Annotated in this window: 17 protein-coding genes; 8 read left to right on the top strand and 9 right to left on the bottom strand. The window is 63.8% G+C overall.

What is annotated here, in order from left to right; genetic code table 11:
- Positions 1-246: 246 nt before the first annotated feature.
- Together AC27VQ_RS15460 and AC27VQ_RS15455 are read left to right on the top strand one after the other, a co-directional pair.
- Entirely contained in the window at positions 247-1281 is a 1035-nt protein-coding gene (locus AC27VQ_RS15460) for an aspartate-semialdehyde dehydrogenase (protein WP_313524069.1), read from the top strand.
- A gap of 209 nt (positions 1282-1490) precedes the next feature.
- Positions 1491-2312: a lytic murein transglycosylase gene (locus tag AC27VQ_RS15455; RefSeq protein ID WP_313524066.1), complete on the top strand. Its 822-nt coding sequence runs from the start codon at positions 1491-1493 to the stop codon at positions 2310-2312.
- Between the two features lie 80 nt (positions 2313-2392).
- On the opposite strand, the gene AC27VQ_RS15450 is transcribed toward AC27VQ_RS15455, so the two are convergent.
- Positions 2393-3034: a carbonic anhydrase gene (locus tag AC27VQ_RS15450; RefSeq protein WP_314089864.1), complete on the bottom strand. Its 642-nt coding sequence runs from the start codon at positions 3032-3034 to the stop codon at positions 2393-2395.
- A gap of 86 nt (positions 3035-3120) precedes the next feature.
- Positions 3121-3996, bottom strand: a complete 876-nt coding sequence (gene pdxY / locus AC27VQ_RS15445) for a pyridoxal kinase PdxY (protein WP_488716951.1) — start codon at positions 3994-3996, stop codon at positions 3121-3123.
- A 276-nt stretch (positions 3997-4272) separates the two neighbouring features.
- Here pdxY and AC27VQ_RS15440 point away from each other — a divergent pair, with 276 nt between their 5' ends.
- Both AC27VQ_RS15440 and AC27VQ_RS15435 read left to right on the top strand, forming a co-directional pair.
- Positions 4273-9054 (top strand): NAD-glutamate dehydrogenase, encoded by a 4782-nt coding sequence (locus AC27VQ_RS15440; RefSeq protein WP_488716950.1) that lies wholly within the window; start codon positions 4273-4275, stop codon positions 9052-9054.
- Between the two features lie 84 nt (positions 9055-9138).
- A complete protein-coding gene (locus AC27VQ_RS15435) occupies positions 9139-10524 on the top strand; it encodes an MFS transporter (protein ID WP_488716949.1) in 1386 nt (461 codons plus the stop codon).
- A 59-nt stretch (positions 10525-10583) separates the two neighbouring features.
- Here AC27VQ_RS15435 and purH read toward each other — a convergent pair whose 3' ends face one another.
- From purH to htpX, 4 genes are all read right to left on the bottom strand, one after another.
- Positions 10584-12194, bottom strand: a complete 1611-nt coding sequence (gene purH, locus AC27VQ_RS15430; protein ID WP_488716948.1) for a bifunctional phosphoribosylaminoimidazolecarboxamide formyltransferase/IMP cyclohydrolase — start codon at positions 12192-12194, stop codon at positions 10584-10586.
- A gap of 97 nt (positions 12195-12291) precedes the next feature.
- Positions 12292-13974: a heparinase II/III family protein gene (locus tag AC27VQ_RS15425; protein WP_488716947.1), complete on the bottom strand. Its 1683-nt coding sequence runs from the start codon at positions 13972-13974 to the stop codon at positions 12292-12294.
- 113 nt (positions 13975-14087) lie between these two features.
- The gene (locus AC27VQ_RS15420; RefSeq protein WP_488717063.1) at positions 14088-15422 is read right to left on the bottom strand and encodes an RsmB/NOP family class I SAM-dependent RNA methyltransferase; all 1335 of its coding nucleotides are present in this window, start codon (positions 15420-15422) and stop codon (positions 14088-14090) included.
- Positions 15423-15493: 71 nt separating this feature from the next.
- A complete protein-coding gene (htpX, locus tag AC27VQ_RS15415) occupies positions 15494-16459 on the bottom strand; it encodes a zinc metalloprotease HtpX (RefSeq protein ID WP_488716946.1) in 966 nt (321 codons plus the stop codon).
- Positions 16460-16616: 157 nt separating this feature from the next.
- Here htpX and AC27VQ_RS15410 point away from each other — a divergent pair, with 157 nt between their 5' ends.
- Positions 16617-16814, top strand: a complete 198-nt coding sequence (locus tag AC27VQ_RS15410) for a DUF1674 domain-containing protein (protein ID WP_488716945.1) — start codon at positions 16617-16619, stop codon at positions 16812-16814.
- Between the two features lie 209 nt (positions 16815-17023).
- Here AC27VQ_RS15410 and acs read toward each other — a convergent pair whose 3' ends face one another.
- Positions 17024-18979 (bottom strand): acetate--CoA ligase, encoded by a 1956-nt coding sequence (gene acs, locus AC27VQ_RS15405; protein ID WP_488716944.1) that lies wholly within the window; start codon positions 18977-18979, stop codon positions 17024-17026.
- Positions 18980-19217: 238 nt separating this feature from the next.
- Between acs and AC27VQ_RS15400 the strand changes: the two genes are divergently transcribed.
- Entirely contained in the window at positions 19218-19916 is a 699-nt protein-coding gene (locus AC27VQ_RS15400) for a DUF1013 domain-containing protein (protein ID WP_313524030.1), read from the top strand.
- Positions 19917-20145: 229 nt separating this feature from the next.
- Here the strand turns inward: AC27VQ_RS15400 and AC27VQ_RS15395 are convergent, their stop codons facing one another.
- Entirely contained in the window at positions 20146-22044 is a 1899-nt protein-coding gene (locus AC27VQ_RS15395; RefSeq protein ID WP_488716943.1) for a propionyl-CoA synthetase, read from the bottom strand.
- A gap of 151 nt (positions 22045-22195) precedes the next feature.
- A complete protein-coding gene (locus AC27VQ_RS15390) occupies positions 22196-22855 on the bottom strand; it encodes a YggS family pyridoxal phosphate-dependent enzyme (protein ID WP_421590013.1) in 660 nt (219 codons plus the stop codon).
- A 187-nt stretch (positions 22856-23042) separates the two neighbouring features.
- On the opposite strand from AC27VQ_RS15390, the gene leuS reads away from it, so the two are divergent.
- Positions 23043-25670 carry a leucine--tRNA ligase gene (leuS, locus tag AC27VQ_RS15385; protein WP_488716942.1) on the top strand — a complete coding sequence of 876 codons (2628 nt, stop codon included), beginning with the start codon at positions 23043-23045 and terminating at the stop codon, positions 25668-25670.
- Entirely contained in the window at positions 25657-26181 is a 525-nt protein-coding gene (locus AC27VQ_RS15380) for a hypothetical protein (protein ID WP_488716941.1), read from the top strand. Before leuS ends, AC27VQ_RS15380 begins: the two co-directional genes overlap by 14 nt.
- Positions 26182-26186 lie beyond the last annotated feature (5 nt).

Raw genomic sequence — 26186 nt, 5'->3', positions numbered from 1 at the left:
GCAAGGGAACCGCCATGTACCGCTTTGGACAGTCCATCGCCCGCATGATCGCTCCGGCCTTCAACGCCGGACGGGTTCGCTATTGCGTATCGATTTCCAAAACAATGGCCAAAACGACGACGAAAACCGTCTGACGTCTCTGGCCACCGCTCTCTCCCCGGTATGGCCGGGGACAGAAACCCGCGCTCATGGCCGGCGGGTTTCCCTCCAAAACCCGCGGAGAGACAGAGAAAGAGAGCTTTAGTCATGGGTTTCAAGATCGCAGTCGCCGGCGCGACCGGCAATGTCGGCCGGGAAATGCTGAACATCCTTTCCGAGCGTGGTTTCCCGGCTGATGAAGTCGTGGCGCTCGCTTCCAGCCGCTCCCAGGGCACCGAAGTCTCCTTCGGCGACAAGACGCTGAAGGTGCAGAACCTCGAAAACTACGATTTCTCCGACACGGACATCTGCCTGATGTCGGCCGGCGGCACGGTATCGCAGAAGTATTCGCCGAAGATCGGCGCCCAGGGCTGCGTCGTCATCGACAACTCCTCGGCCTGGCGCTACGACGCCGACGTTCCCTTGATCGTTCCGGAAGTGAACCCCGACGCCATCAGCCTGTTCACCCGCAAGAACATCATCGCCAACCCGAATTGCTCGACCGCCCAGCTCGTCGTCGCGCTGAAGCCGCTGCATGACCGCGCCAAGATCAAGCGCGTCGTCGTCTCGACCTACCAGTCGGTGTCCGGCGCCGGCAAGGAAGGCATGGACGAACTGTTCCAGCAGACCCGCGCCGTCTTCGTCGCCGATCCGGTCGAATCGAAGAAGTTCACCAAGCGCATCGCCTTCAACGTCATTCCGCATATCGATAGCTTCATGGAAGACGGCTACACGAAGGAAGAGTGGAAGGTTCTCGCCGAGACCAAGAAGATGCTCGACCCGAAGATCAAGGTGACCTGCACGGCCGTGCGCGTCCCGGTCTTCATCGGCCATTCCGAATCCGTCAACATCGAGTTCGAAAACGAGATCACGGCGGACGAAGCCCGCGACATCCTGCGCGAGGCACCGGGTTGCCAGGTCATCGACAAGCACGAGAACGGCGGCTACATCACGCCTTACGAATCGGCCGGTGAAGACGCCACCTACATCTCGCGTATCCGCGAGGACGCGACCGTCGAAAACGGCCTCAACATCTGGGTCGTCTCCGACAACCTGCGCAAGGGTGCCGCCCTCAACGCCATCCAGATCGCGGAACTGCTCGTTGCCCGCGGCCTGATCAAGGCGAAGAAGCAGGCCGCCTGATTTTTTGGAAGGGGTCGCGCATTTCGGTGAAATGTGGCAACGATCCTTTAACCAAGTTTAAATAAAAGTCCCGGTTGTTCCGTTTGAGAACAATCGGGACTTCGCTTTGAACCAGCCTTGCGGCCACGGCTCACGGCAAGGTGCGATGACAGGAACAAGGGAGCATGCCATGCTCCCGCAGCGGAATTCACGAGATCACGGGGTTTTTCATGGGCATGATCAAGAGCGTGGCCAAGGTGCTGGCCGCAATGATCGCCACGGCGGCGGTACCGGTAGCGGCTCAGGCCGCCAAGTGCGGAAATGATGCAGGCGGTTTTCCGGCCTGGGTCGAATCCTTCAAGGACGAGGCGGCCGGCCGCGGCATCAGCCGTTCGACGCTCGACAAGGCCTTCGCCAATGTCAGCTATGCCCGCGCCACGATCCGCGCCGACCGCGGCCAGAAGAGCTTCAAGCTCTCGCTCGACCAGTTCATGCAGAAGCGCGGCGGCAAGGCTATCATCAGCCGCGGCAAGAGCATGAAGAAGCAGAACGCCGCCCTGTTCGATCGTATCGAAGCCCGCTACGGCGTCCCGGCCGGCCCGCTGATCGCCATCTGGGGCATGGAAACCGGTTTTGGCGGCTTCCTCGGCAAGGAGCACACGCTGTCTGCCGTCGCGACGCTCGCCTATGACTGCCGCCGCACGGAATACTTCACCAACCAGCTCTACGCCGCCCTGCAGCTCGTGCAGAACGGTACGCTGAGCACCACGGCGCGCGGTGCAGCCCATGGCGAAATCGGCCAGACGCAGTTCCTGCCGGCCAACGTGCTGAAATACGGCGTCGACGGCGACGGCAACGGCCGCATCGACCTCGTCGGCTCGAAGGCCGACGCGCTTGCCTCCACCGCAAACTTCCTGCGCGGCCACGGCTGGAGCGCCGGCGGCGGATACCAGCCGGGCCAGGGCAATTTCGGCGCCTTGCAGGGCTGGAACGCGGCGAGCGTCTATCAGCGCGCGATCGCCATCATCGGTGCGGAAATCGACGGCGACTGATCACCGATCGCCCTGAAATTGAAAAAGCCCGGCTTGGGAGACCAAGCCGGGCTTTTTGTTGCCGCACTGTCCGGACTTACTTATGCACTCGGGCGTTTGAAGTCGCCGGTGGCGGCGTCCATGATCCAGAGCTCGCCGGTCGAGATGTCGAACCAGGCGCCATGCAGCTGGATACGGCCCTTCTCCTCGAGAATGCGCACGCAGGGAAACGTCCTGAGATTGGCGATGGAATTGCGGATCGAGACGCGCTCGAGCGCGCGCTGGCGCTCGCCCTGGGTCAGGATTTCCGCGCTCTGGATCTGCTCGGCGACGGGCTTCAGCATGCCCATCCACTTGCCGATGAAATCGCCCGGCGACAGCGGCTCGGCATCCGGATCGAGGGCCGCGGCAATACCGCCACATCGGCCGTGGCCCATCACCACGATATCGGTGACTTTCAGCGACTGGACCGCGAATTCCAGGGCGGCGGATGTCGCGTGGAACTGGCCGTCCGGCTCATAGGGCGGCACGAGATTGGCGACGTTGCGCACCACGAACAGTTCGCCCGGACCGCTGTCGAAGATCGTCTCCGGTGCCGCGCGGGAATCGCAACAGGCAATGACGAGGGTTTTGGGTTTCTGGCCGGTTTCGGCCAGCGCCCGGTAGCGGGCGGATTGTTCGGCATAACGGCCGGACATGAAATTGCGATAGCCATTCAGAAGACGATCGGGAAAGCGGTTCATAGGTCGGAATACCCCCGTGATACGATCCACCGGAAGAGGCTCCATCCGGTTTCCCGCATAAACCACTCGACGGGGACAGACGCAAGTCAGGATCGGCGCGGCTGCGCCGGATGAACGAGACGGCGCATGTGCACCATGGCCATCGGTGTGGAAATGCTGGAGGCATCCTGCTCCAGCGTCAGCTCGTCCGCGCCGCGCTTGGCGGTGCGCGCCACGATCTCGAAGACGCTCGCCGTGGCCAGCATCAGCGCCCGCTCCTCGGGCAGGTTTTCCATCAGCCGCGACAGGAAGACGGCGGCGAGCAGGTCGCCGGTGCCGTTCGGCGGATTGTCCACCAGCCGGTGCTCGGCCAAAAGCGCACTGCGTCCCGACAAAAACAGATTGCCCGTGCTGCCCGCCATCAGCGGCAGCGAGGAGGTGACGAGCATGCGCGCCGGACCGAGCGAAAGCGCGGCCTCCACGATCGCGTTGTTGGTCTCCAGCGGCGCCCCCGCGAGCCAGGCGAGCTCGAAGCGGTTCGGTGTGGCGATCGATGCGAGCGGGAGCAGGCTGTCGCGAATTGCCACCGCCGTCGCCTCCGGCACGTAGAGCCCGCGCTCATCACCGCAGACGGGGTCGCACATATAAAGAAGCTCGGGATTGTCGGCCCGCAGGCTAGCCACCAGCCGCGCCACGGACCGCGCCTGCGCCGCGCTGCCAAGATAACCTGACAGCACCGCCTTCACCTCCCCGCGCCAGGGCGAGCGGATCATGTCGGAGATGATCGCGTCGAAATCATCATCCGATATCGCGACCCGCGTCGCGCGGCCGTGACCGGGATGCCAGGGCAGGATGACCGTCGGCAGGGCCCAGACCGGGTGCCCCAGCGTTTCGAGCGCGAAGACGGCCGCCCGGTTGCCCACCGTGCCGCGCACCACATGGCTCGAAATGACGATGACGGTGCCCTTGTCGCTCTCGCTCATAGCCGGCTTCCTTCGTTTCGTCCGAGTGATGGCAAGGGGGTCAGGACCTGTCAACGGTCGCGCCGCATTTGGCACCTTACCGCAGAGCGGCATAAACGGAGTTCGGCCGGTTTTTGGCTGCTTTTCGACGAAAAAGCACGAATTTGGCGACGAAACGACAGCAAAACTGACCTATCTCGGACAAAATCGATTGAATTTTCTCGCAAATGCACAAATTTCGTCGCGTGTATTTTTTCTTCTGCTAACGTCCGGCCATCGGATTCGAGGGAGAATTCCATGGGTGCCCGGACTAACGTGAAACGAGAAAAACACATCGAGGCCGCAAAGGCCGCAGCCGCCGCTCTCGGCGCAAAAACACTCAACCCCGACATCCTTTTCGGGCGTGCCAGCAAGGACGATCTGGAGCACTATACCGGCCCGATGCTTGCCGCCGCCGCCGCCCATGCCATGGCGGAAATCGAGGCCTGGGACGGCAGTGAACCACGCGTCACCGTCACCACGCTTGCCGACGTCAAGCCGCAGGGCCAGCCGGTCTCCGTCCTCTCCGTCACCGACCGCAACCAGCCGTTCCTCTATGATTCGGTGATGGGCGAAGTGACGAGCACGCACCGCGATATCCATCTCGCAATCCATCCGATCCTCGTCGTCAACAAGGACGAAGCACCGAAACTCTTCTCGCCCGACGAGGAGAGCGAGCCGACGCAACGCGTCAGCCATATCGAAATCCACCTTTCCGAACTGGCGCCCAATGAAGCCGCAGCGCTGGCCGACCGGGTGATGCATGTGCTCAACCAAGTGCATCTGGCAGTTGACGACTGGCCCGCCATGCTGGAAAAGCTCAACGGCGCCACCGCCGACATGGAGCGCTACGCCAAGGACAAGCCCGGCAAGGGCGAGGCGCTCGCCTTCCTCGACTGGCTGCGCGGCAACAATTTCACCTTCCTCGGCATGCGGGAATATTCCTATTCCGGCAAGGGCGAACAGGCGACGGTGGAACGCGGCGGCGACGGCCTCGGCATTCTCTCCGATCCCGATGTGCGCGTGCTGCGACTGGGCAAGGACGCCGTGACGACGACGCCGGAAATCCTCGAATTCCTCGAAGGCCCGGATTTCCTGATCGTCACCAAGGCGAATGTGAAATCCGTCGTGCACCGCCGCGCCTATATGGATTATGTCGGCCTCAAGCGCTTCGACGAGAAGGGCAAGGTGGTGGGAGAACTCCGCATCGTCGGCCTTTTCACTTCAACGGCCTATACGCATGCCGCCGGCCAGATCCCGCTGCTGCGCTCCAAGGTCGAGGCGGTCATCGATCATTTCGGCTACGACCCGAAGAGCCATTCCGGCAAGATGCTGATCAACACGCTGGAATCCTATCCGCGTGACGACCTCTTCCAGATCGATCCCGGCCTGCTCGCCACCTTCTCGGAACAGATCAACGAGCTTTCCGACCGCCCGCGCATCCGTGTGCTGCCGCGCATCGACCGCTTCGACCGCTTCGTCTCCGTCATCGTCTACGTACCGCGCGAACAGTACGATTCCGATGTGCGCGAAAAGATCGGTACCTATCTGAAGTCGGCTTACGATGGCCGCGTCTCGGCCTATTACCCGGCTTTCCCAGAGGGTGGCCTTGCCCGCGTGCACTTCATTATCGGCCGCTCCGGCGGCAAGACACCGCGCATTGCGCAGAACAAGCTGGAACAGGCGGTGCGCGAGATCGCCACGCGCTGGAGCGACCGCTTCGAGGCGCTGTCCAGCGCCGACGGCCTGCGCCTCGCCACCGATCCCGGCTATCAGGAAGATTTTACGCCGGCCGAAGCCAATGCCGACCTCGCCCTCATTTCGACGGCGACCTCGGAAAACCCGATCCGCATCTCCTTCTACCGCAAGGCCTGGAACACCGACCTTGCCTCGGTGGAGCTGAAGATCTTCCACGCCGGCGAACCGGTTTCCCTGTCGCGCCGCGTGCCGCTGCTCGAAAATCTCGGCTTCAACGTCATCAGCGAGCAGACGCACGACCTGACACTCTCGACTTTCGACGGCCATGAGCGCCGCGTAATCCTGCATGACATGGAGCTGAAGCAGCGCGACGGCCTGGAGATCAACCTCGCCAAGCTGAGCCCCATGCTGGAGGAAGCCTTCCTGGCGGCATGGCACGGCGAGGTGGACGACGACGCGCTGAACCGCCTCGTTCTGACCGGCGGTCTCTCGGCCCGCGAGATCATGGCGCTGCGCACCTATTCGCGCTACCTGCGCCAGACCGGCATCGCCTATTCGCAGGGCTATATCGCCGATACGCTGAACAAGTATCCGGCCATTGCCGCCAATCTCTTCCGCCTGTTCGAGACCCGTCTCGACCCGAAGCTCACCGAGCGCCAGCGCGAGAAGAAGTCCGGCGACGTCTCCACCGCAATCGAAGAAGCCTTGGCCAACGTGCCGAGCCTAGACGAGGACCGGATCCTGCGCCGCTACGTCAACGCCATCCAGGCGACGCTTCGCACCAACTATTTCCAGCATGATGCCGACGGAAAGCCACGCAGGACCTTCGCGATCAAGCTCGATCCGAAGGCCCTCGACGGCCTGCCGGAACCGCGCCCGTTCCGCGAGATCTTCGTCTATGGCGCGGAAGTCGAGGGCGTGCATCTGCGCTTCGGCAAGGTCGCCCGCGGCGGCCTGCGCTGGTCGGACCGCGCCCAGGATTACCGCACGGAAGTGCTGGGCCTCGTCAAGGCGCAGCAGGTCAAGAACTCGGTCATCGTGCCGGTCGGCGCCAAGGGCGGCTTCTATCCGAAGCAGCTTCCCGTCGGCGGCAGCCGCGACGCGATCTTCAAGGCCGGCACCGAGGCCTACAAGACCTATATCCGCACGCTGCTTTCCGTCACCGACAACATCGTCGGCCAGGATGTCGTGCCGCCGGCCGATACGGTGCGCATCGACGGTGACGACCCCTATTTCGTCGTCGCCGCCGACAAGGGCACCGCGACCTTCTCCGATACCGCCAACGGCCTGGCGCAGGAGGCCGGCTTCTGGCTCGACGACGCCTTTGCATCCGGCGGCTCGGCCGGCTACGACCACAAGAAAATGGGCATCACCGCCCGTGGTGCCTGGGAAACCGTCAAGCGCCACTTCCGCGAGATGAACATCGACATCCAGAAGACGCCGTTTACGGTCGCCGGCGTCGGCGACATGTCGGGCGACGTCTTCGGCAACGGCATGCTGCTGTCGCGCAAGATCAAGCTCGTCGCGGCCTTCGACCACCGCGACATCTTCATCGATCCGTCGCCGGATACCGATACGTCCTTCGCCGAGCGCCGCCGCATGTTCAACCTGCCGCGCTCGAGCTGGCAGGATTATGATCGCTCCGTGCTCTCCAAGGGTGCGATGATCATCCCGCGCACGGAGAAATCCGTAACGCTGACGCCGGAGGCACAAGCCGTCATCGGCCTCGACAAGGCCAAAGCCACCCCGTTCGAGATCATGACGGCGATCCTGAAGGCGCCGGTCGATCTGATGTGGTTCGGCGGCATCGGCACCTATATCCGCGGCCAGAACGAGACGGACGCCGAAGTCGGCGACCGCGCCAACGACCCGATCCGCATCGTCGGCGAGGATGTTCGCGCCAAGGTGATCGGCGAAGGCGCCAATCTCGGGGTCACCCAGCGCGGCCGTATCGCTTTCGGCCTCAAGGGCGGCCGCAGCAACTCGGATGCCATCGACAACTCGGCCGGCGTGAACTCGTCGGACGTCGAGGTCAACATCAAGATCGCGCTCGCCTCGGCGATGCGCGACGAGCGGCTGACCCGCGCCAAGCGCAACGTGCTGCTCGCCTCGATGACCGACGAAGTCGGCCATCTCGTGCTGCGCAACAACTACCTGCAATCGCTGGCGATCTCGCTGACGGAAAAGCAGGGCACCGCCAACCGCGCGCCGCTCACCCGCCTGATGGACCGCTTCGAGGCGGCAGGCCTGCTCAACCGCAAGGTCGAGACGCTTCCCGACGACCGGACGCTTGCCGAACGCTACCAAGCCGGCAAGCCGCTGACGCGGCCGGAGATCGGCGTGCTGCTCTCCTATGCCAAGCTGGTGCTGTTCGACGAGATCGTTCATACCGATCTGCCGGACGAGCCCTATTTTGAACCGACGCTGACCGGCTACTTCCCGGCGAAGATGCAGAAGACCTATGCGGACGATATCCGCTCGCATCGCCTGCGCCGCGAGATCATCGCGACGATCCTCGCCAACGAGGTGATCAACCGCGGCGGCCCGGCCTTCATCAACGGCCTGACCGACGGCACCGGCTTCGGCCCGGCGGATGCGGTGAAGGCGGCGGTGATCGCCCGCGACGGCTATGGCCTCGCCGCGCTCTATGCCGGCGTCGATGCGCTCGACAACCAGGTCGCCGGCACCTTGCAGAACGAGCTCTACGAAGAGATCGGCCGCATCTATGCCAACGTCACCAGCCTGCTTCTGACCACCGGCGCCGTCTCCGGCCCGCTGGACCAGGCGGTGCACAAGCTGAAGCAGGCGCTGAAGCAGCTGCGTCCGCAGCTCTCCACGCTGGTTTCGGATGCCGCCGGCGACGAGGCGCGCCGCAAGGCCCATGCCTATGAGGACGAGGGCGTTCCGGCCGAGCTCGCGGAGGAAATCGCGACCCTCTCCATGCTCACCTTCGTGCCAGAGGTCATGCTGATCGCCAACGCGACCGGCGATTCGCTCGCCAAGACGGCGCAGACCTTCGCCGGCATCAGCGCGACGCTGAATATCGGCCGTCTGCTCTCGTCGGCAAGCCGCATCCCGACCGGCGATCTCTACGAGGCGCTCGCCCTCCAGCGCAGCCTCACCGACATCGCCAATGCCCGCCGTGACCTCGCCACCGTGGTGCTGACGCGCCACAAGGGCGACAAGGCGCCGCTCGCCGCCTGGCAGCAGGGCGACAAGGAACGGCTCACCCGCGTGACGGCAAACCTCTCGGCGCTGACGGAAGCCGGCGAAGCAACGCTGGCCAAGGTCTCGGTCGCTGCCGGCATCCTGAGCGACCTTGCGCAGGAAAGAGCGAAATGACACAGTCCCCTGCCGGCTGACAGAGCCTGTTAGCCGGCTTGAGGACGGGCGCGGTCATCGCCCCGACACCATACGGGAGGGGCGATGACGGTTGTCACGGAAGGCCGGGAGCCACGCACGGGCCGGCTCGGGATAACAGGCTGGATGCTGTTCGACTGGGCGGCACAGCCCTTTTTCACCGTTATCACCACCTTCATCTTCGGCCCCTATCTCGTCTCACGCCTGACAGAGGACCACGCCGCCGGCCAGGCCGCCTGGAGCTACACGCTCACCCTCTCCGGCATCGCGATTGCGTTGCTCGCCCCCATCATGGGCTCGATTGCCGACGCCTCCGGTGCGCGAAAACCCTGGATCGCCGTCTTTGCGGCCATCAAGATCCTCTCGCTTGCCGCGCTGTGGTATGCCGCCCCCGGCAGCGGCCTCCTCTACGCCATGGTGCTGATCGTTCTGGCGACGGTGGCGGCCGAATTCTCCATCGTCTTCAACGATTCCATGATGCCGCGGCTCGTGCGTCCGGAAGATACCGGCCGCATCTCCAACATCGCCTGGGGTCTCGGCTATCTCGGCGGCATGATCGTGTTGATCGCGGTCGTCACACTTCTCGCCGCCAATCCGGAAACCGGCAAGACCGCCATTGGCATCACTCCACTCTTCGGCCTTGATGCGAACGCCGGCGAGGATGCCCGCATCACGGGGCCGATCTCGGCGCTGTGGTATTTCGTCTTCATCCTGCCGATGTTCTTCTTCACGCCGGACCAGAGCAAGGGCCTGCCGATCGTTGCCGCCGTGCGCGCCGGCTTCGCCGACCTCTCCGAAGCGCTGAAGGACCTGCGCAGCAAGCCCGGCATCTTCCGCTTCCTCGTCGCCCGCATGATCTATCAGGACGGCGTCAACGGCCTGCTGGCGCTCGGCGGCACCTTCGCCGCCGGCATGTTCGCCTGGCAGACCTTCGAACTCGGCATCTACGGCATCATCCTCAATGTCGTCGCCATCGGCGGCTGCCTCTATGCCAGCCGGCTCGATACGCGCCTGGGCTCCAAGACCGTCGTCGTCATGAGCCTCGTCTGCCTGACCATCGCAACCATCGGCATCGTCTCGACCGGCCCCGGCTTCACCCTGTTCGGCCTGATCCCGCTTCCAACAGAGGATTCCGGCGGCCTCTTCGGTACCGCAGCGGAAAAGGCCTATATCCTCTACGGCCTGCTGATCGGCGTCGCCTTCGGCCCCGTGCAGGCCTCCGCGCGCTCCTATCTCGCAAGAAGCATCCATCCGGACGAGGCCGGCCGCTATTTCGGCCTCTACGCCCTCTCAGGCCGCGCCACGTCCTTCCTGGCGCCGCTCTCGGTCGCGCTCATCACCACCGTGACGGGCTCAGCCCGCGCGGGCATGATGGCGCTTATCGTCTTCCTCGTGGTGGGCTTCCTGCTCCTGCTGCGCACGCCCTATCCGGCCGCGAAAGTCGGCGCCTGAAACGCAAAACGCCCCGCAAGGGGGGGCGTTTCTATTTTTCGGATGATTCCGGCTAAGGATCAGTGGCGGAAATGGCGCATGCCGGTGAAGACCATGGCGACGCCCGCTTCATCCGCCGCCGCGATGACTTCGGCATCGCGCATCGAACCACCCGGCTGGATGACCGCCGTCGCACCGGCGGCAATCGCCGAGAGCAGGCCGTCAGCGAAGGGCAGGAAGGCTTCCGAGGCGACAGCGGAGCCGCGTGTCAGCGGTTCGGCCAGCCCCATGGCCTTGGCCGCTTCCTCGGCCTTGAGGCCAGCGATGCGGGCGGAATCGACGCGGCTCATCTGGCCGGCGCCGATACCGGCCGTCTGGCCATCCTTGGCGTAGACTACTGCATTCGACTTCACATGCTTGGCGACCTTGAAGGCGAACTTCATGTCGACAAGCTCCTGCGCCGTCGGCGCGCGCTTGGTGACGACCTTGAGCTCGAGGTCCTCGACCATGCCATTGTCGCGGCTCTGAACCAGCAGGCCACCGGAGACCGTTTTTGCCGAAAGACCGGGAATGCGCGGATCGGGCAGGGCACCCGTCACCAGCAGGCGCAGGTTCGGCTTGGAGGCGATGATGGCGCGGGCCTTCTCATCGGCATCGGGCGCGATGATGACCTCGGTGAACAGCTTGACGATCTCTTCCGCCGTCTCGCCGTCGAGTGTCGAATTCAGCGCGATGATGCCGCCGAAGGCCGAAACCGGATCGCAGGCGAGCGCCCGCGCATAGGCATCCTTCAGCGTCTTGCCGGTGGCCACGCCGCAGGGATTGGCGTGCTTGATGATCGCGCAGGCCGGACCGTTTTCCGGAAGGAACTCGGCGACCAGCTCGAAGGCGGCGTCGGTGTCGTTGATATTGTTGTAGGAGAGCTGCTTGCCCTGCAGCAGCGTCGCAGTGGCCACGCCGGGGCGGTTCTCGCCCGTGACATAGAAGCCCGCCTTCTGGTGCGGGTTCTCGCCGTAGCGCATCTCTTCCTTCAGCACGCCGCCGAGCACGCGGTGGCGCGGCATGGCGATATCGAGCGCCTCGGCAAACCAGTTGGAAATCGCAGCGTCATAGGCCGCCGTGCGGGCATAGGCCTTTGCAGCAAGACGCTGGCGGAAGGCATAGGAGGTCGAACCGTCGGCCAGCTCCTCCAGCAGCGCCGGATAGTCCGAGGGATCGGTGACGATGGTCACATAGGCATGGTTCTTCGCCGAAGCGCGGATCATCGCCGGGCCGCCGATATCGATATTCTCGACCGTCGTCGGATAGTCGCCGCCCTTGGCGCGAACCTCTTCGAACGGATAGAGATTGATGACCGCCAGATCGATCGCGCCGATGCCGTGCGCCTTCATCGCCTCGACATGCTCGGCATCGTCGCGGATCGCCAGCAGGCCGCCATGCACCGACGGGTGCAGCGTCTTCACGCGGCCATCCATGATTTCGGGAAAACCCGTGACCTCGGAAACGTCGGTGACGGCGAGGCCCGCATCGCTGAGCGCCTTGTGCGTGCCGCCCGTCGAGAGCAGGCGAACGCCCTTGTCGGCCAGCGCCTTTGCAAGCTCGACGATGCCGGCCTTGTCGGACACGGAGAGAAGCGCGGTGCGGATGGCAACGCGATCAGGGGCGGGGATTTTCTTGGAAACAACGGCCATGGGGCGCTCCGTTCTGCGGCCCCGGGAGGAGGGGCAAATGGTCATGCGCCCCGTTATCACAGGCGCGGGCGGGAGAAAACCTTGAAAGGCTGAATTCTCAACGTTGCCGCGCCAGCGACCACTGAACCTCGGGCATCTCGGAAAGCGGCATGGTCAGCGTCAGCTGCCGGGACGGGCGCACGCCTGAGGGGTCGGCGAAGAAAACGTCCTCTTCCTCCTCGACCGGCACATCCAGGCAGGTCAGCGCCCAGGCCTCGCCATCCGGCGCCACCAGCCGCGTCTCGTTGGCCGAGGCGCGGTAGAGCTGGATCGTCGGATGGACATGGAAGCGCACGACGGCCGTGCCCTTCTCGATGGGTGCATTCGGCGCGGCAATCTTGAAGAAGCGCTCGCGGCCGCGAATTTCGCCGCCCGTCGCCGACACCAGGATATCGCGCTCGTAAATGAGGCCGAAGCGCTTGAGATAACCGTCATGGCTGGCCGTCACGCCATCGGCACCGGAATCGCGCTCGATCCGCGCGACATTCACCTTGCTGACGCCGCCGATGATGATCGGCCCAAGGAAGCGCGAGGAGGAGATGCGCGAGGAGGACGTGTCGTTCAGCGTCGCCACCGAATGCGCTGCCGTCATGCGCGACATCTGCCGCATCGCCTCGCCGGCAAAACGCGGCCGGCCGGAATTGACGATGAAGCGGTTCTTTCCCGAGGAAATTTCGATGGAAAGCGTGCCGGCCGCCGCTGTCGACGAGAGATCGACGGATTTCGGCATGCCGGTATCCATGACCACGACGGTGTCCTTCACCGCCACCCGGTCATAATTGATCGAGGGCAGGGCCTTGAAGGGCGCGCCGCCGGTCTCGTCATAGCGCAGTGCCGACATCAGTTCGTTCGCCAGCGTATAGGTCGCGCCATTGAACAGCGCGAGTTCGCCGCCCTGATGGCGGAAGAAGCGCAGCGCCGGATAGATGCGGTCGATGCAGGGAATGAGCTGCGCCGGCATGTCATGGCCGAGATTGACATAGGTCTGGCGCAGCGGCAGCAGGTCAAGCAGCAGATCAAGCGCGGCGCGCGGATTGCGCGAGCAATGGCCGCCGTCCGGCAGGATCTGCCGGTCCAGCTCCTCGTCGAGATGGCGCGCGGCCTTGCGCATCTTGGACGGCGAGGAGGGCATGGCGATGGAGGCCATTGCAAGTGCGATGCGCACGCGCAGCCGCGGCTCACCGTCACGCGTCGTATCGGCGACATGGCGCAGGTAGCGCACCTGGAAGGCGAGGCTCTTCAGGAAACGGCGGTAGAAAGGATAATCGGCATCCTTCAGCACAACGGGCGAATGGGAGAGCCAGGCGATGATGCGCTGCGCCGTGACATCCGGCCGCCAGGCAAGCCCGCCGATGACGCGGCCATGGCTTTGCAGCCAATCGTCGACGATGAAGCGGGTGGTGTGCGCCGCCTTTTCCGGATCGACGAGGCGCATATGGCGCAGCCAGCCGAAGCAATGCAGGCGAACGGCGAACTCTTCCGACGGCAGTTCCAGCGCGAAGGGTGATTCACCCTCGCATTCGAGGCTGCGGCCGGCGAGCGGAAAACGGCCGGCCATGATTTCTTCGCCGGCAAAAGAATCGGCGGGATGCAAATCCGTCGGCGCGACGATCAGTCGATCGGGCGTGCCGCCGGAAAAACGCATGGCGCTGATCCGGCCCAAGGCAAGCCTGCGCGAGAAGCGCCGCCAGCCCTCACGCATATACAGATAGGATAGCCGCTGCCGGTCGGAAAGCTGCATGGTTAACGAATGCCTCCAAGCCTATAGGTAGGCCGAGGAGAGGAGCGTCGTCAATTCATCGCCTGCTGATGGACTGTTGATGACCTCGGCAATATTTTGGGATGATTTTGCGCTCAACCGGCTTTCCGAAGCCTTACCGCGTAAAATCCATCCAATCCGCCGGCATAGTCGCCCGTGGCCGGCAGCATGGCCGGCGTGGTGCGAAGCTCGCCGCGCGGTGAAACCGCATCCTCCAGACCCGGCCAGTCGGCGGGATCGGCGGGGATGATTCGCCAGTCCGGGTTGTCGGCGAGAACGCGCGAAACCATGTCCTCGCCCTCGTTGGGATCGAGCGAGCAATTGGAGAAGACGAGCTCGCCGCCGGGTTTGACCAGCGTCAGAGCATGGCGCAGCAGGCGCTCCTGCAGACGCGCGAGCTTTTCGATATCCTCGGGGCCTTTGGTCCAGAGCACGTCGGGATGTTTGCGGATCGTGCCGGTCGAGGAGCAGGGGGCATCGAGCAGAACGGCGTCGAAGAGATCGTCGGTGCGGAAATCCGCCATGTTGATCTCCTGCGTCGTCGCCGAAAGACCGAGACGCTCGAGATTGCCGACAAGCCGCTTCAGGCGGTTGCCGGACTGGTCGAGCGCCACGACGTCAGCGCCGGCGAGCAGCAGCTGCGCCGTCTTGCCGCCCGGTGCGGCACAGAGATCGGCGACGCGCTTGCCCGTGAGATCGCCAAACAGCCGCGCCGGCAGGCTCGCCGCCGCATCCTGCACCCACCATTGACCGTCCTCGAACCCTTCGAGCGCGGGAATCGCGCCGGAGGCGGCGGGAAGGCGGACGGATCCCGTCGGCAGGACGAGACCGCCGAGCCTTGCGGCCCAGCCTTCGGCATCCGACTTGACCGTCAGGTCGATGGCGGAAGGCTCCAGCATCGCCTCGGCGATGCTGGCGGTATGCTCCCGGCCGTAGATGGCGGCGAAGCGGTCATAGAACCAGTCGGGAATAACCGGAATGGCGCGGGTCGCGGTGAGATGCGTGGCCTTTTCGCGCGACAGCCGGCGCAGCACCGCATTGGTGAGGCTGGCGAAACGGCGGTTTCGCGGGTCGAGCTGCGCCTGCTCCACCGCGAGATCGACGGCCGAGTGGTCCGGCACGTCGAGATAAAGGATCTGCGCGGCGGCAACGGTCAGGACATGATGCAGCGCGCGGGCACCGTCCGGCAGCGGCGTGCCGACGAGCGTATCGAGAATGGCCTCGATGCGGGGGAGATGGCGCAGCGCCGTGTTGAGGATGGCGCGCACCAGTGCCCGGTCGGCATCGTTCAGCTGGCGATAGGCAGGGTTGCCGTTTTCCAGATCCAGCATGCCGTCGAGCGACGTCCTGCGATCGACCACGGCCGCGAGAATTTTTGCCGCCGCCTGCCGGGCGCGAAGACCAGGCTTTTCCGGCTGGCTTTCAGCCACCGCTTCCGGCGCGGGTCGTCGGGGGCCGCCGTGGCGTTTCGGATAGGGTTTGTTTCTGCGCGTGTCGTCGTTCAAGACCAGGGACCTTTGGGCGGTTCGGAACCACCGCGTCCCCAGCCCGTCGTCGGTACGGAGCGCGATTTGCGTGAGGCAGTATCAGCCCGGACCGGTTCCGTCGAGCGGGCCTGCATGGTGCGGGCCATTTCCTGAAGCGCCGCGATGCGGTTCTCCGTGTTTGGATGCGTCGAAAACAGGTTGTCCATACGTTCGCCCGAAAGCGGGTTGATGATGAACATATGCGCCGTCGCCGGATTGCGCTCGGCATCATTGTTGGGAACACGGCCGGCTGCGACAGCGATCTTGCCAAGAGCCGAGGCCAGCCACAGCGGGTTGCCGCAAATCTCCGCGCCTCGCTTATCGGCGGAATATTCGCGCGTGCGGCTGATCGCCATCTGCACCAGCATGGCGGCGAAGGGCGCGACGATCATCGCAATCAGCACACCGACGAAGCCGAGCGGATTGTTGTTCTCGCGGTTGTTGCTACCGCCGAAGAACATGGCGAAGTTGGCGAGCATGGAAATCGCACCGGCAAGCGTCGCCGTCAGCGTCATGGTCAGCGTGTCACGGTTCTGGATATGCGCCAGTTCATGGGCCATAACGCCCGCCACCTCTTCGTAGGAGAGCGCTTTCAGCAGGCCAGTGGAGGCGGCGACGGCGGAATTTTCCGGATTGCGGCCAGTCGCGAAGGCGTTGGGCTGGTCGCTGTTCATGACGAAGACGCGCGGCATCGGCAGGCCGGCGCGAGCAGCGAGATCCCGCACGATGCCGTAATATTCGGGTGCCGTGCGCTCATCGACCTGCTTGGCGCCATACATGGACAGCACCATCCGGTCGGAATTCCAGTAGGAGAAGACGTTCATGCCGATTGCGACGACGAGTGCGATCATCATGCCGCCCTTGCCACCGATGAGCAGGCCCACGCCCATGAAAAGCGCCGTCATGACGGCGAGCAGCATGGCTGTGCGAACGATGTTCATGCGTTTTCGGCTCCTGTATAAGGCTTCACCCGGTCGGCATTCCCAGGTGTCAAGGACATGTTTCACGTGAATCACCGCTTTCCACAGCGTCTTCACGCTCCTATAGGATGGGAAACCACCCGCACTTCTTCAATATCCCGGAAGGATGCCGATTTTCATGGACAGCGACAACGACAATCATTCCGACGGCCGCAAAGTGCTTTCGCCCGCAGCCCAGCGTGCCTTGCAGGAGGCCGAGGAGCGCCGCAAGTCGTCCCAGCCCGTCGAGCGTGCCGAGGAGATCGGCGGCCGCGGCGGCGAGGACCCTGCACGGTTCGGCGATTGGGAGATCAAGGGCAGGGCGATCGATTTTTGAGAGCGGAAGAATCCGGCTCAGGAATCCACTCGGTCTCATGCATCTCTGCCGCCACCTCTCCTCCGTCATCCTCGGGCTCGACCGGAGGATGACGTTTAGGGGGAGGAAGGGCGTTGCCCCATTCGAACGATCTCACAGGCAATCCCCCAAAACGAAAACGGCGGCCATCGGCCGCCGTTTCACTTTATTCGCTCCGCAAATCGGACCGCTTAGCCGCCAGCCTTGTTCTGACGATTCGCGATCAGGTCGTCCACTACGGCCGGATCAGCCAGCGTCGAGGTATCCCCGAGTGCGCCAAAATCGTCCTCGGCGATCTTGCGCAGGATGCGGCGCATGATCTTGCCGGAGCGGGTTTTCGGCAAGCCGGGTGCGAACTGGATTTTATCCGGCGTGGCGATGGGGCCGATTTCCTTGCGGACGTGTTTGACAAGGTCCTGGCGCAAAGCGTCGTTGCCCTCCTCGCCGGCCATCAGCGAGACGTAGCAATAGATGCCCTGGCCCTTGAGGCTGTGCGGATAGCCGACGACGGCGGCTTCCGACACGAGATGGTGCGAGACGAGGGCCGACTCGATTTCGGCCGTGCCGAGGCGGTGGCCGGAAATATTGAGCACGTCATCCACGCGACCGGTGATCCAGTAATAGCCGTCCTCGTCGCGGCGGCAGCCGTCGCCGGTGAAATACTTGCCCTTGTAGGTGGAGAAGTAGGTTTCGACGAAACGCTTGTGATCGCCATAGACCGTGCGCATCTGGCCCGGCCAGCTGTCGGTGATGCAGAGATTGCCGTCGGCCGCGCCTTCCAGCACATTGCCCTCGTTATCGACAAGCTCGGGCTTCACGCCAAAGAACGGCCGCGTCGCCGAACCCGGCTTCAGATCCGTCGCCCCCGGCAGCGGGGTGATCAGGATACCCCCGGTCTCCGTCTGCCACCAGGTATCGACGATCGGCGAGCGGCCTTCGCCGACCACGTTGTAATACCATTCCCAGGCTTCCGGGTTGATCGGCTCGCCGACCGAACCGAGCAGGCGCAGCGACGACCGGTCGGATCGCTTGACGAAATCGTCGCCGGCACCCATCAGCGCGCGGATCGCGGTCGGCGCGGTGTAGAAGATGTTGACCTTGTGCTTGTCGACCACCTCCCAGAAGCGGCCGGCATCCGGGAAGTTCGGCACGCCCTCGAACATCAGCGTGGTGGCGCGGTTCGCCAAGGGACCGTAGACGATATAAGAATGGCCGGTGACCCAGCCCACGTCGGCCGTGCACCAGTAGATATCGCCGTCCTGGTAATCGAAGACATATTTGTGCGTCATCGAGGCATAGACGAGATAGCCGGCCGTGGTGTGCAGCACGCCCTTCGGCTTGCCGGTCGAGCCCGAGGTGTAGAGGATGAACAGCGGGTCTTCCGCCTTCATCCTGGCCGGCGGACAATCGCGCGGCACGCTCAGCACTTCCTTGTGATGCCAGATGTCACGGCCGGGCGCCCAGCCGATCTTGCCGCCGGTGCGGCGCACGACCAGCACCTTGTTGACGATGACATGCTGCTTGGCGGCGATGTCGATGGCCATATCGGTGTTTTCCTTGAGCGGGATCGGCTTGCCGCCGCGCACGCCCTCGTCACAGGTGACGACGAAGGTCGATTCGCAGTCGACGATGCGGCCGGCCAGCGCGTCCGGCGAGAAGCCGCCGAAGACCACCGAATGGATGGCGCCGATGCGCGCGCAGGCGAGCATGGCATAGGCCGCTTCGGGGATCATCGGCATGTAGATGGTGACGCGGTCACCCTTCTTCACACCGTGCTTCTTCATCACGTTCGCCATGCGGCAGACGTGTTCGTAGAGCTCGTTATAGGTGATCTTCTTGTCGATATACGGGTTGTCGCCTTCCCAGATGATGGCGACGTCGTCGCCATGCGCCTTCAGGTGACGGTCGATGCAGTTGTAGGAGACATTGGTGATGCCGTCCTCGAACCACTTGATCGGGACCTTGCCGGAAAACGAGGTGTTCTTGACCTTCGTATAGGGCTTGAACCAGTCGATGCGCATGCCGTGTTTGTCCCAGAAGCGCTCCGGGTTCTCGACGCTCTCGCGATACCATTTCTGATAGGTATCGTTGTCGATGAGCGTACGGCTTTTTGCGGATTTCAGGACCGGATAGGTCTTTGCGGACATGGATGCCTCCCTATGGACTGCGCATGCGCGGGAAACCGTGTTTCTCCTCCGGTCCCGCCACTCCTGGGCGCATTCATATCAGGTCAAAGCATTACGGCAATTAGACAAAGGTCATTTGTCTCTTGAAGAATTGCATTTCTGCGACAGTGAGGGTATAGAGGGCGCAATTCCCGGAACATAGTGGTTAACTACCCGACGACCCGCGACACCGGCGCGGACGCACAGAAGGACTATATGCATGGCTCAGCAGCTCCTCATGCCAAAGGCGACCGCGGTCTGGCTGGTCGACAACACGGCGCTGTCGTTCGAACAGATCGCGACTTTCTGCAAACTGCATCCGCTTGAAGTGAAGGCGATCGCCGACGGCGAATCAGCCCAGGGCATCAAGGGCCTCGACCCGATCTCGACCGGCCAGCTGTCGCGCGAAGAAATCGCCCGCGCCGAAGGCAACCCGAACCACAAGCTGAAGCTTTCCGAGCCGAAGGTTCGCGTTCCCGAATCCAAGCGCAAGGGCCCGCGCTACACGCCGGTCTCCAAGCGCCAGGATCGCCCGAATGCCATTCTCTGGCTGGTGCGCAACCATCCGGAACTCAAGGACGCACAGATCTCGCGTCTCGTCGGCACCACCAAGTCGACGATCGAGCAGATCCGCGACCGCACCCACTGGAACTCGACGAACCTGACGCCGATGGATCCTGTCACGCTCGGCCTGTGCTCGCAGATCGATCTCGACCTCGAAGTCGAACGCGCCTCGAAGGGCCGCCCGCTGCCGACGGCCGCCGAACTCGGCGCCACGCTCGAATCCGCCCAGGAAACGGAAAAGCTGCCCTACAGCGACCGTGAAGAGGAAAAGGAAATCGACGCCGACGCCGTCTTCGCCAAGCTCAAGTCGCTCAAGTCCTCCACCCCGGACGAGGACGAAGACGACCGCTTCTAAGCATCGTCGCCATCACGGAATGACAAGACCGGTCGCCAAAAGCGGCCGGTTTTTTTGTGCCCGAACCGCCCCCTCTCCTCCTCTCCGTCATCCTCGGGCTTGACCCGAGGATCCATGCCACAGGCAGGACGGTGCGGATGCGTGGATCCTCGGGTCAAGCCCGAGGATGACGGAGGATAGGGAAGCGGGCTTATCTCCCAAGCCTGGCCTTGTGCGCAAACAGAAATCCCTAGCTGATCCGCCGCCCCGAGAGGACTTCGGCGATTTCATCCAGAATGGCCGGATCGTCGATCGTCGCCGGCATCTTCCAGTCTTCGCGGTCGGCAATCTTCTGCATCGTGCCGCGCAGGATTTTTCCCGAGCGGGTCTTGGGCAGACGCTTCACGCAGATCGCCGTCTTGAAGGCGGCGACGGGGCCGATCTTTTCGCGCACAAGGCGCACCACCTCCGCCTCCACGAGCGATGATTCACGTGAAACATTGCTCTTCAGCACGAGAAATCCGGCCGGCACCTGGCCCTTAATTACATCGGCAACGCCGATGACGGCGCATTCGGCGACGTCGGGATGGCCGGCGCAGACCTCCTCCATCGCGCCCGTCGAAAGACGGTGACCGGCGACATTGATGATGTCGTCGGTGCGCGACATGATGAAGACATAACCGTCATCGTCGATATAACCGGCATCCGCCGTCTTGTAGTAGCCGGGGAATTCCGAGAGGCAGGCGGTGCGAAACCGTTCGTCGGCATTCCAGAAGCTCGGCAGGCAGCCCGGAGGGAGGGGGAGCTTGATGGCGATATTGCCAAGCGTACCGGCCGGCACCTCATGGCCCGCATCGTCGAGCACATGGAGATCGTAGCCCGGCATGGGCACGGTGGGCGAGCCGTGTTTCACGGGCAGCACATCGAGGCCGAGCGGATTGCCGACGATCGCCCATCCGGTCTCCGTCTGCCACCAGTGATCGATGACGGGAACGCCGAGCACGGCTTCGGCCCAGCGCAGCGTATCGGGGTCGGCCCGCTCGCCGGCCAAGAACAGCGCCCGCAGACTGGAGAGATCGTAGTGCTTCACAAGCACTCCTTCGGGATCCTCCTTGCGAATGGCGCGGAAGGCCGTCGGCGCCGTGAAGAGCACGGAGACCTTGTACTCCTCCACCACCCGCCAGAAGGCGCCGGCATCCGGCGTACCGATTGGCTTGCCCTCATAGAGCACCGTCGTGCTGCCGTTCAGCAGCGGCGCATAGACGATGTAGGAATGGCCGACGACCCAGCCGATATCCGACGCCGCCCAATAGACCTCACCGGGTTTCACGCCGTAGAGCGCCCGCATGGTCCAGGCGAGCGCGACCATATGGCCGCCATTGTCGCGGATGACACCCTTCGGCTGGCCCGTCGTGCCTGATGTGTAGAGGATGTAGAGCGGATCGGTCGCCGCCAGCGATGCGCAGGTGACGGTGCGCCAACGGGCCGCGTCTAGCGCCGCACCCAGATCGATATCCCGGTCATCCTGCAGCGTCGCGGCAAGCTCCGGCCGCTGCAGCACGAGACAACGATCCGGCTTGTGGCGGGCCAGGTCGATGGCGGCATCGAGCAACGGCTTGTAGGCGACGAGGCGGTTCGGCTCGATGCCGCAGCTCGCCGTCACGACAAGCTTGGCCGTCGAATCGTCGATGCGCGCGGCAAGCTCGCTTGCAGCAAAACCACCAAACACCACGGAATGGATCGCGCCGATGCGCGCACAGGCCAGCATGGCGAAAATCGCCTCGGGGATCATCGGCATGTAGAGGATGACCCGGTCGCCCTGTTCCACGCCCTGATCGACCAGCACCGCCGCCATGGCGTTTACGCGCTCCAGCAGCTCGGCATAGGTGAAGAGGGCCTTCCGGCCGGTCACCGGGCTGTCGTAGATCAGCGCCGCGACATCGCCGCGGCCCGCCGCTACATGGCGGTCGACGCAGTTGTGGCAGGTATTGCCGCGCGCATCGGGAAACCAGCGGCCATAGACGCCCTGGGCAGCATCGAAGATGTCCGTCGGCTCCGTGAACCAGTCGATCGCCCGCGCGGCCTCACGCCAATGCGTCTGGTGATCGTCCTTCCACGCCCGATAAATCTCGGCATAGGTTTTTTGCATCGCTTCCTCCCGCCATGCGCAGCCGATTAACGGCCGGTTCCTCGGCAGGAAGAATAGGAGAGGGCAGGCAATCCGCAAAGCCAGACCAAAGCCTCAAAAGGCCGGCCCGTTTCTTGCCGTTCGTCAAACTGGGAACGGCGCGTTCCCGACGTCAGCGCGTTCCGAAGATCGCTGACCCGACGCGCACCGAGGTCGCGCCAAAACCGATGGCAACGTCGTAGTCGCCCGACATGCCCATGGAGAGCTTTTCGAGAGCGCAGCGCTCGGCGAGCTTGGCCAGCAACGCGAAATGCGGACCGGGATTTTCCTCTGCTGGCGGAATGCACATCAGCCCCTCGATCGACAGGCCGAGCTCCTCGCGGCAGAAAGTGACAAAAGCGACCGTATCGTCAGGTGCGATGCCCGCCTTCTGCGGCTCGAGGCCGGTATTGACCTGGACATAGAGCCGCAGGCTGCGGCCCTGCCGCTTCATTTCGTCGGCGATGCTGCGGGCGATCTTCTCGCGGTCGACCGTCTCAATGACATCGAACAGCGCCACGGCCTCGGCCGTCTTGTTGGATTGCAGCGGGCCGATCAGGTGCAGCTCGATGCTGTCGGTCTCGGCGCGCAGTTCAGGCCACTTGCCCTGCGCTTCCTGCACGCGATTTTCGCCAAAAACCCGCTGGCCGGCGGCGATGGCCGGGCGGATGGAATCGGCATCGAACGTCTTCGACACCGCGACAAGCGTGACCGCATCCGGCTTGCGGCCGGCTTCCGCCGCCGCCTTCTTCATCCGGCCCTGAACCTCTGCGAGGCGGTCCTGAAGCTCCATCGTCACTCTCCTCTGGTATCGAGGGTCAGGACCTAGCGAAAACGACGCCGCTTGCCAAGCGCGACAAGCCGGCCCGAGGCCGGAAAACTTGACGCTTCGGCGGTTTCATGATGAAGGTCTCGCCACTATATTCGCATGGGCGAACCGCTCGCCAAAACTCCCAAAAGACTTCCGGAACATCAAAGACATGGCCACCGAACGTTACAATCCGCGCGATGCCGAGCCCCGCTGGCAGGCAAAATGGAACGACGAGAACGTCTTCCTGACCGACAACGACGACCCGCGCGAAAAGTATTACGTCCTAGAGATGTTCCCCTATCCGTCGGGCCGCATCCATATGGGCCATGTGCGCAACTATGCGATGGGTGACGTCGTCGCCCGTTACAAGCGCGCCCGCGGCTATAACGTACTGCACCCGATGGGCTGGGACGCCTTCGGCATGCCTGCCGAAAACGCCGCCATGCAGAACAAGGTCCACCCCAAGGGCTGGACCTATGAAAACATCGCGACGATGCGCAAGCAGCTGAAGTCGATGGGCCTGTCGCTCGACTGGTCGCGCGAATTCGCCACCTGCGACGTGGAATATTATCAGCGCCAGCAGCACTTGTTCCTGGACTTCCTGGAAAAGGGCCTCGTCTACCGCAAGCAGTCCAAGGTGAACTGGGATCCGGTCGACCATACGGTTCTCGCCAACGAGCAGGTCATCGACGGCCGCGGCTGGCGTTCCGGCGCGCTCGTCGAGCAGCGCGAGCTGACCCAGTGGTTCTTCCGCATCACCGATTTCAGCCAGGACCTGCTCGATTCGCTGGAAACCCTCGACCAGTGGCCGGAAAAGGTCCGGCTGATGCAGAAGAACTGGATCGGCCGTTCCGAGGGCATGCTGGTGCGCTGGGAAATCGCTGAAGGCGCCCGCACCGCCGAGAAAGACGTGACCGTCTATACGACGCGTCCCGATACGATGTTCGGCGCCTCGTTCCTGGCGATTTCGGCCGATCATCCGCTGGCCAGGGAAGTGTCCGCCACGAACCCTGACATCATGGCCTTCTGCGAGGAATGCCGCCGCGCCGGCACGTCGCTTGCAGCGCTTGAGACCGCCGAGAAGAAGGGTATGGACACGGGCATCCGTGTGCGCCATCCCTTCGATCCCAGCTGGGAACTGCCGGTCTATATCGCGAACTTCGTTCTGATGGATTACGGCACGGGCGCCATCTTCGGCTGCCCCTCCGGCGACCAGCGCGACCTCGACTTCGCCCGCAAATACGACCTGTCCGTCGTACCCGTCGTCATGCCGAAGGACGGCGACGCCGCCACGTTCACGATCGGCGACGAGGCCTATGTCGGCGACGGCGTGATGATCAATTCGCGCTTCCTCGATGGCCTGAGCACCGAAGAGGCCTTCGAAGAGGTCGCCAAGCGCCTCACGGCGGCCACCCTGGGCAACGCGCCGCAGGGCGAGCGCAAGGTGAATTTCCGCCTGCGCGATTGGGGCATCTCGCGCCAGCGCTACTGGGGCTGCCCGATCCCAGTCATCCATTGCGAGGCCTGCGGCGTCGTGCCCGTGCCGAAGGCCGATCTGCCGGTGCAGCTGCCCGACGACGTCACCTTCGACAAGCCGGGCAACCCGCTCGACCGTCACGCCACCTGGCGCCACGTCGCCTGCCCTCAGTGCGGCAAGGATGCCCGCCGCGAGACGGACACGATGGACACCTTCGTCGATTCGTCCTGGTATTTCGCCCGCTTTACGGCACCCTGGGAAAACAATCCAACAGACCCGGTCGCGGCGAATGCCTGGCTGCCGGTCGATCAGTATATCGGCGGCATCGAGCATGCGATCCTGCACCTGCTCTATTCGCGCTTCTTCACCCGCGCCATGCAGGTCGCCGGCCATCTCGACCTGAAGGAGCCCTTCAAGGGCCTCTTCACACAAGGCATGGTCGTGCACGAAACCTATAGCCGCGCCATCGACGGCAAGCGCGAATGGGTGACGCCGGCTGAGATCCGCATCGAGGAAGTCGACGGCAAGCGCCGTGCGGTGCATCTCGAATCCGGCGAAGACATCGCCATCGGCTCCATCGAGAAGATGTCGAAATCGAAGAAGAACGTCGTCGATCCCGACGATATCATCGCCTCCTACGGCGCCGATACCGCCCGCTTCTTCGTCCTCTCGGACTCCCCGCCGGACCGCGACGTCATCTGGTCGGAAGCCGGCGTCGAAGGCGCCCACCGTTTCGTCCAGCGCGTCTGGCGCCTCATCTCCGAAGCAGCTCCTGCGCTGAAGGGCGCCGAAAGCCGCCCCGGCACGGATGGCGAAGCGCTGGCCATTTCGCAGATCGCGCACAAGACGCTGAAGGCCGTTCAGGCCGATTACGACAAGCTCGCCTTCAACAAGGCCGTCGCACGCATCTATGAATTCGTCAATGCGCTGGCCGCACCGCTGACCAATGCCGCCGCGGGCACCGCTTCGGCCGATCTGGTCTCGGCGCTGCGCGAAGCCGTCGGCATCCTGATCCGCATCGTCGCCCCGATGACGCCGCATCTTTCGGAAGAAGCCTGGCGCGAGATCGGCGGCGAGGGTCTCGTCGCAACCGCTGCGTGGCCGGCCTATGAAGACCGGCTGGTCGCGGAAAACGAAATCACCCTGCCGGTGCAGATCAACGGCAAGAAGCGTGCAGATTTGACAATCGCCCGCGATGCGGACCAGAGTGCAGTCGAAGCGGCCGTGCTCGCGCTCGAGCCCGTCCAGGCCGTGCTCGCCGGCCAGCGTCCCAAGAAGATCATCGTCGTACCGCAGAGGATCGTGAATGTTGTTGTCTGACGGAACCGGTCTTTCGCGCCTTGCAAAACTCGTCGCCGGCATCGCGCTTGTCAGCGCGCTGGCGGGCTGCCAAGTGCGTCCGCTCTATTCGACCGGTTCCGGTACGGATACGAAGCTGGCGGCCGTCGAGATTTCGGAGGCCGATACCCGTGTGGAACAGCAGGTCCGCAACGATCTGGTTTTCCTCTTCGCTGGGGGCGCCGGCGAACCCCAATCGGCGCTCTACCATCTGGAACTGAACGTATCGGTGCGCAACATCGGCGTGCTCGACGACGTGACCACGGATATCGCTCGCGCCGGCCGTATCGTCGTGTCCGCGGACTATAACCTGACGAAGTCCGACTCCGGCGAAACATTGGCTTCCGGAAAGCGCTCGAGCGTTGCCCTTGTCGATTTCCCGGTCCAGGAATTCGCCAAGCTGCGCGCCGTGCGTGACGGCGAAAACCGCGCTGCCCGCGAACTCGCCGAGCTCATCCGCGCGGACGTCGCGTCGGCTCTCGGCCGGCGTTGAGCCGG

It is taken from the genome of Shinella sp. 20P9.1.1, from assembly GCF_057798995.1.
Note: the sequence above shows the minus strand (reverse complement) of the source record. Positions and strands in the feature narration are given on the sequence as shown.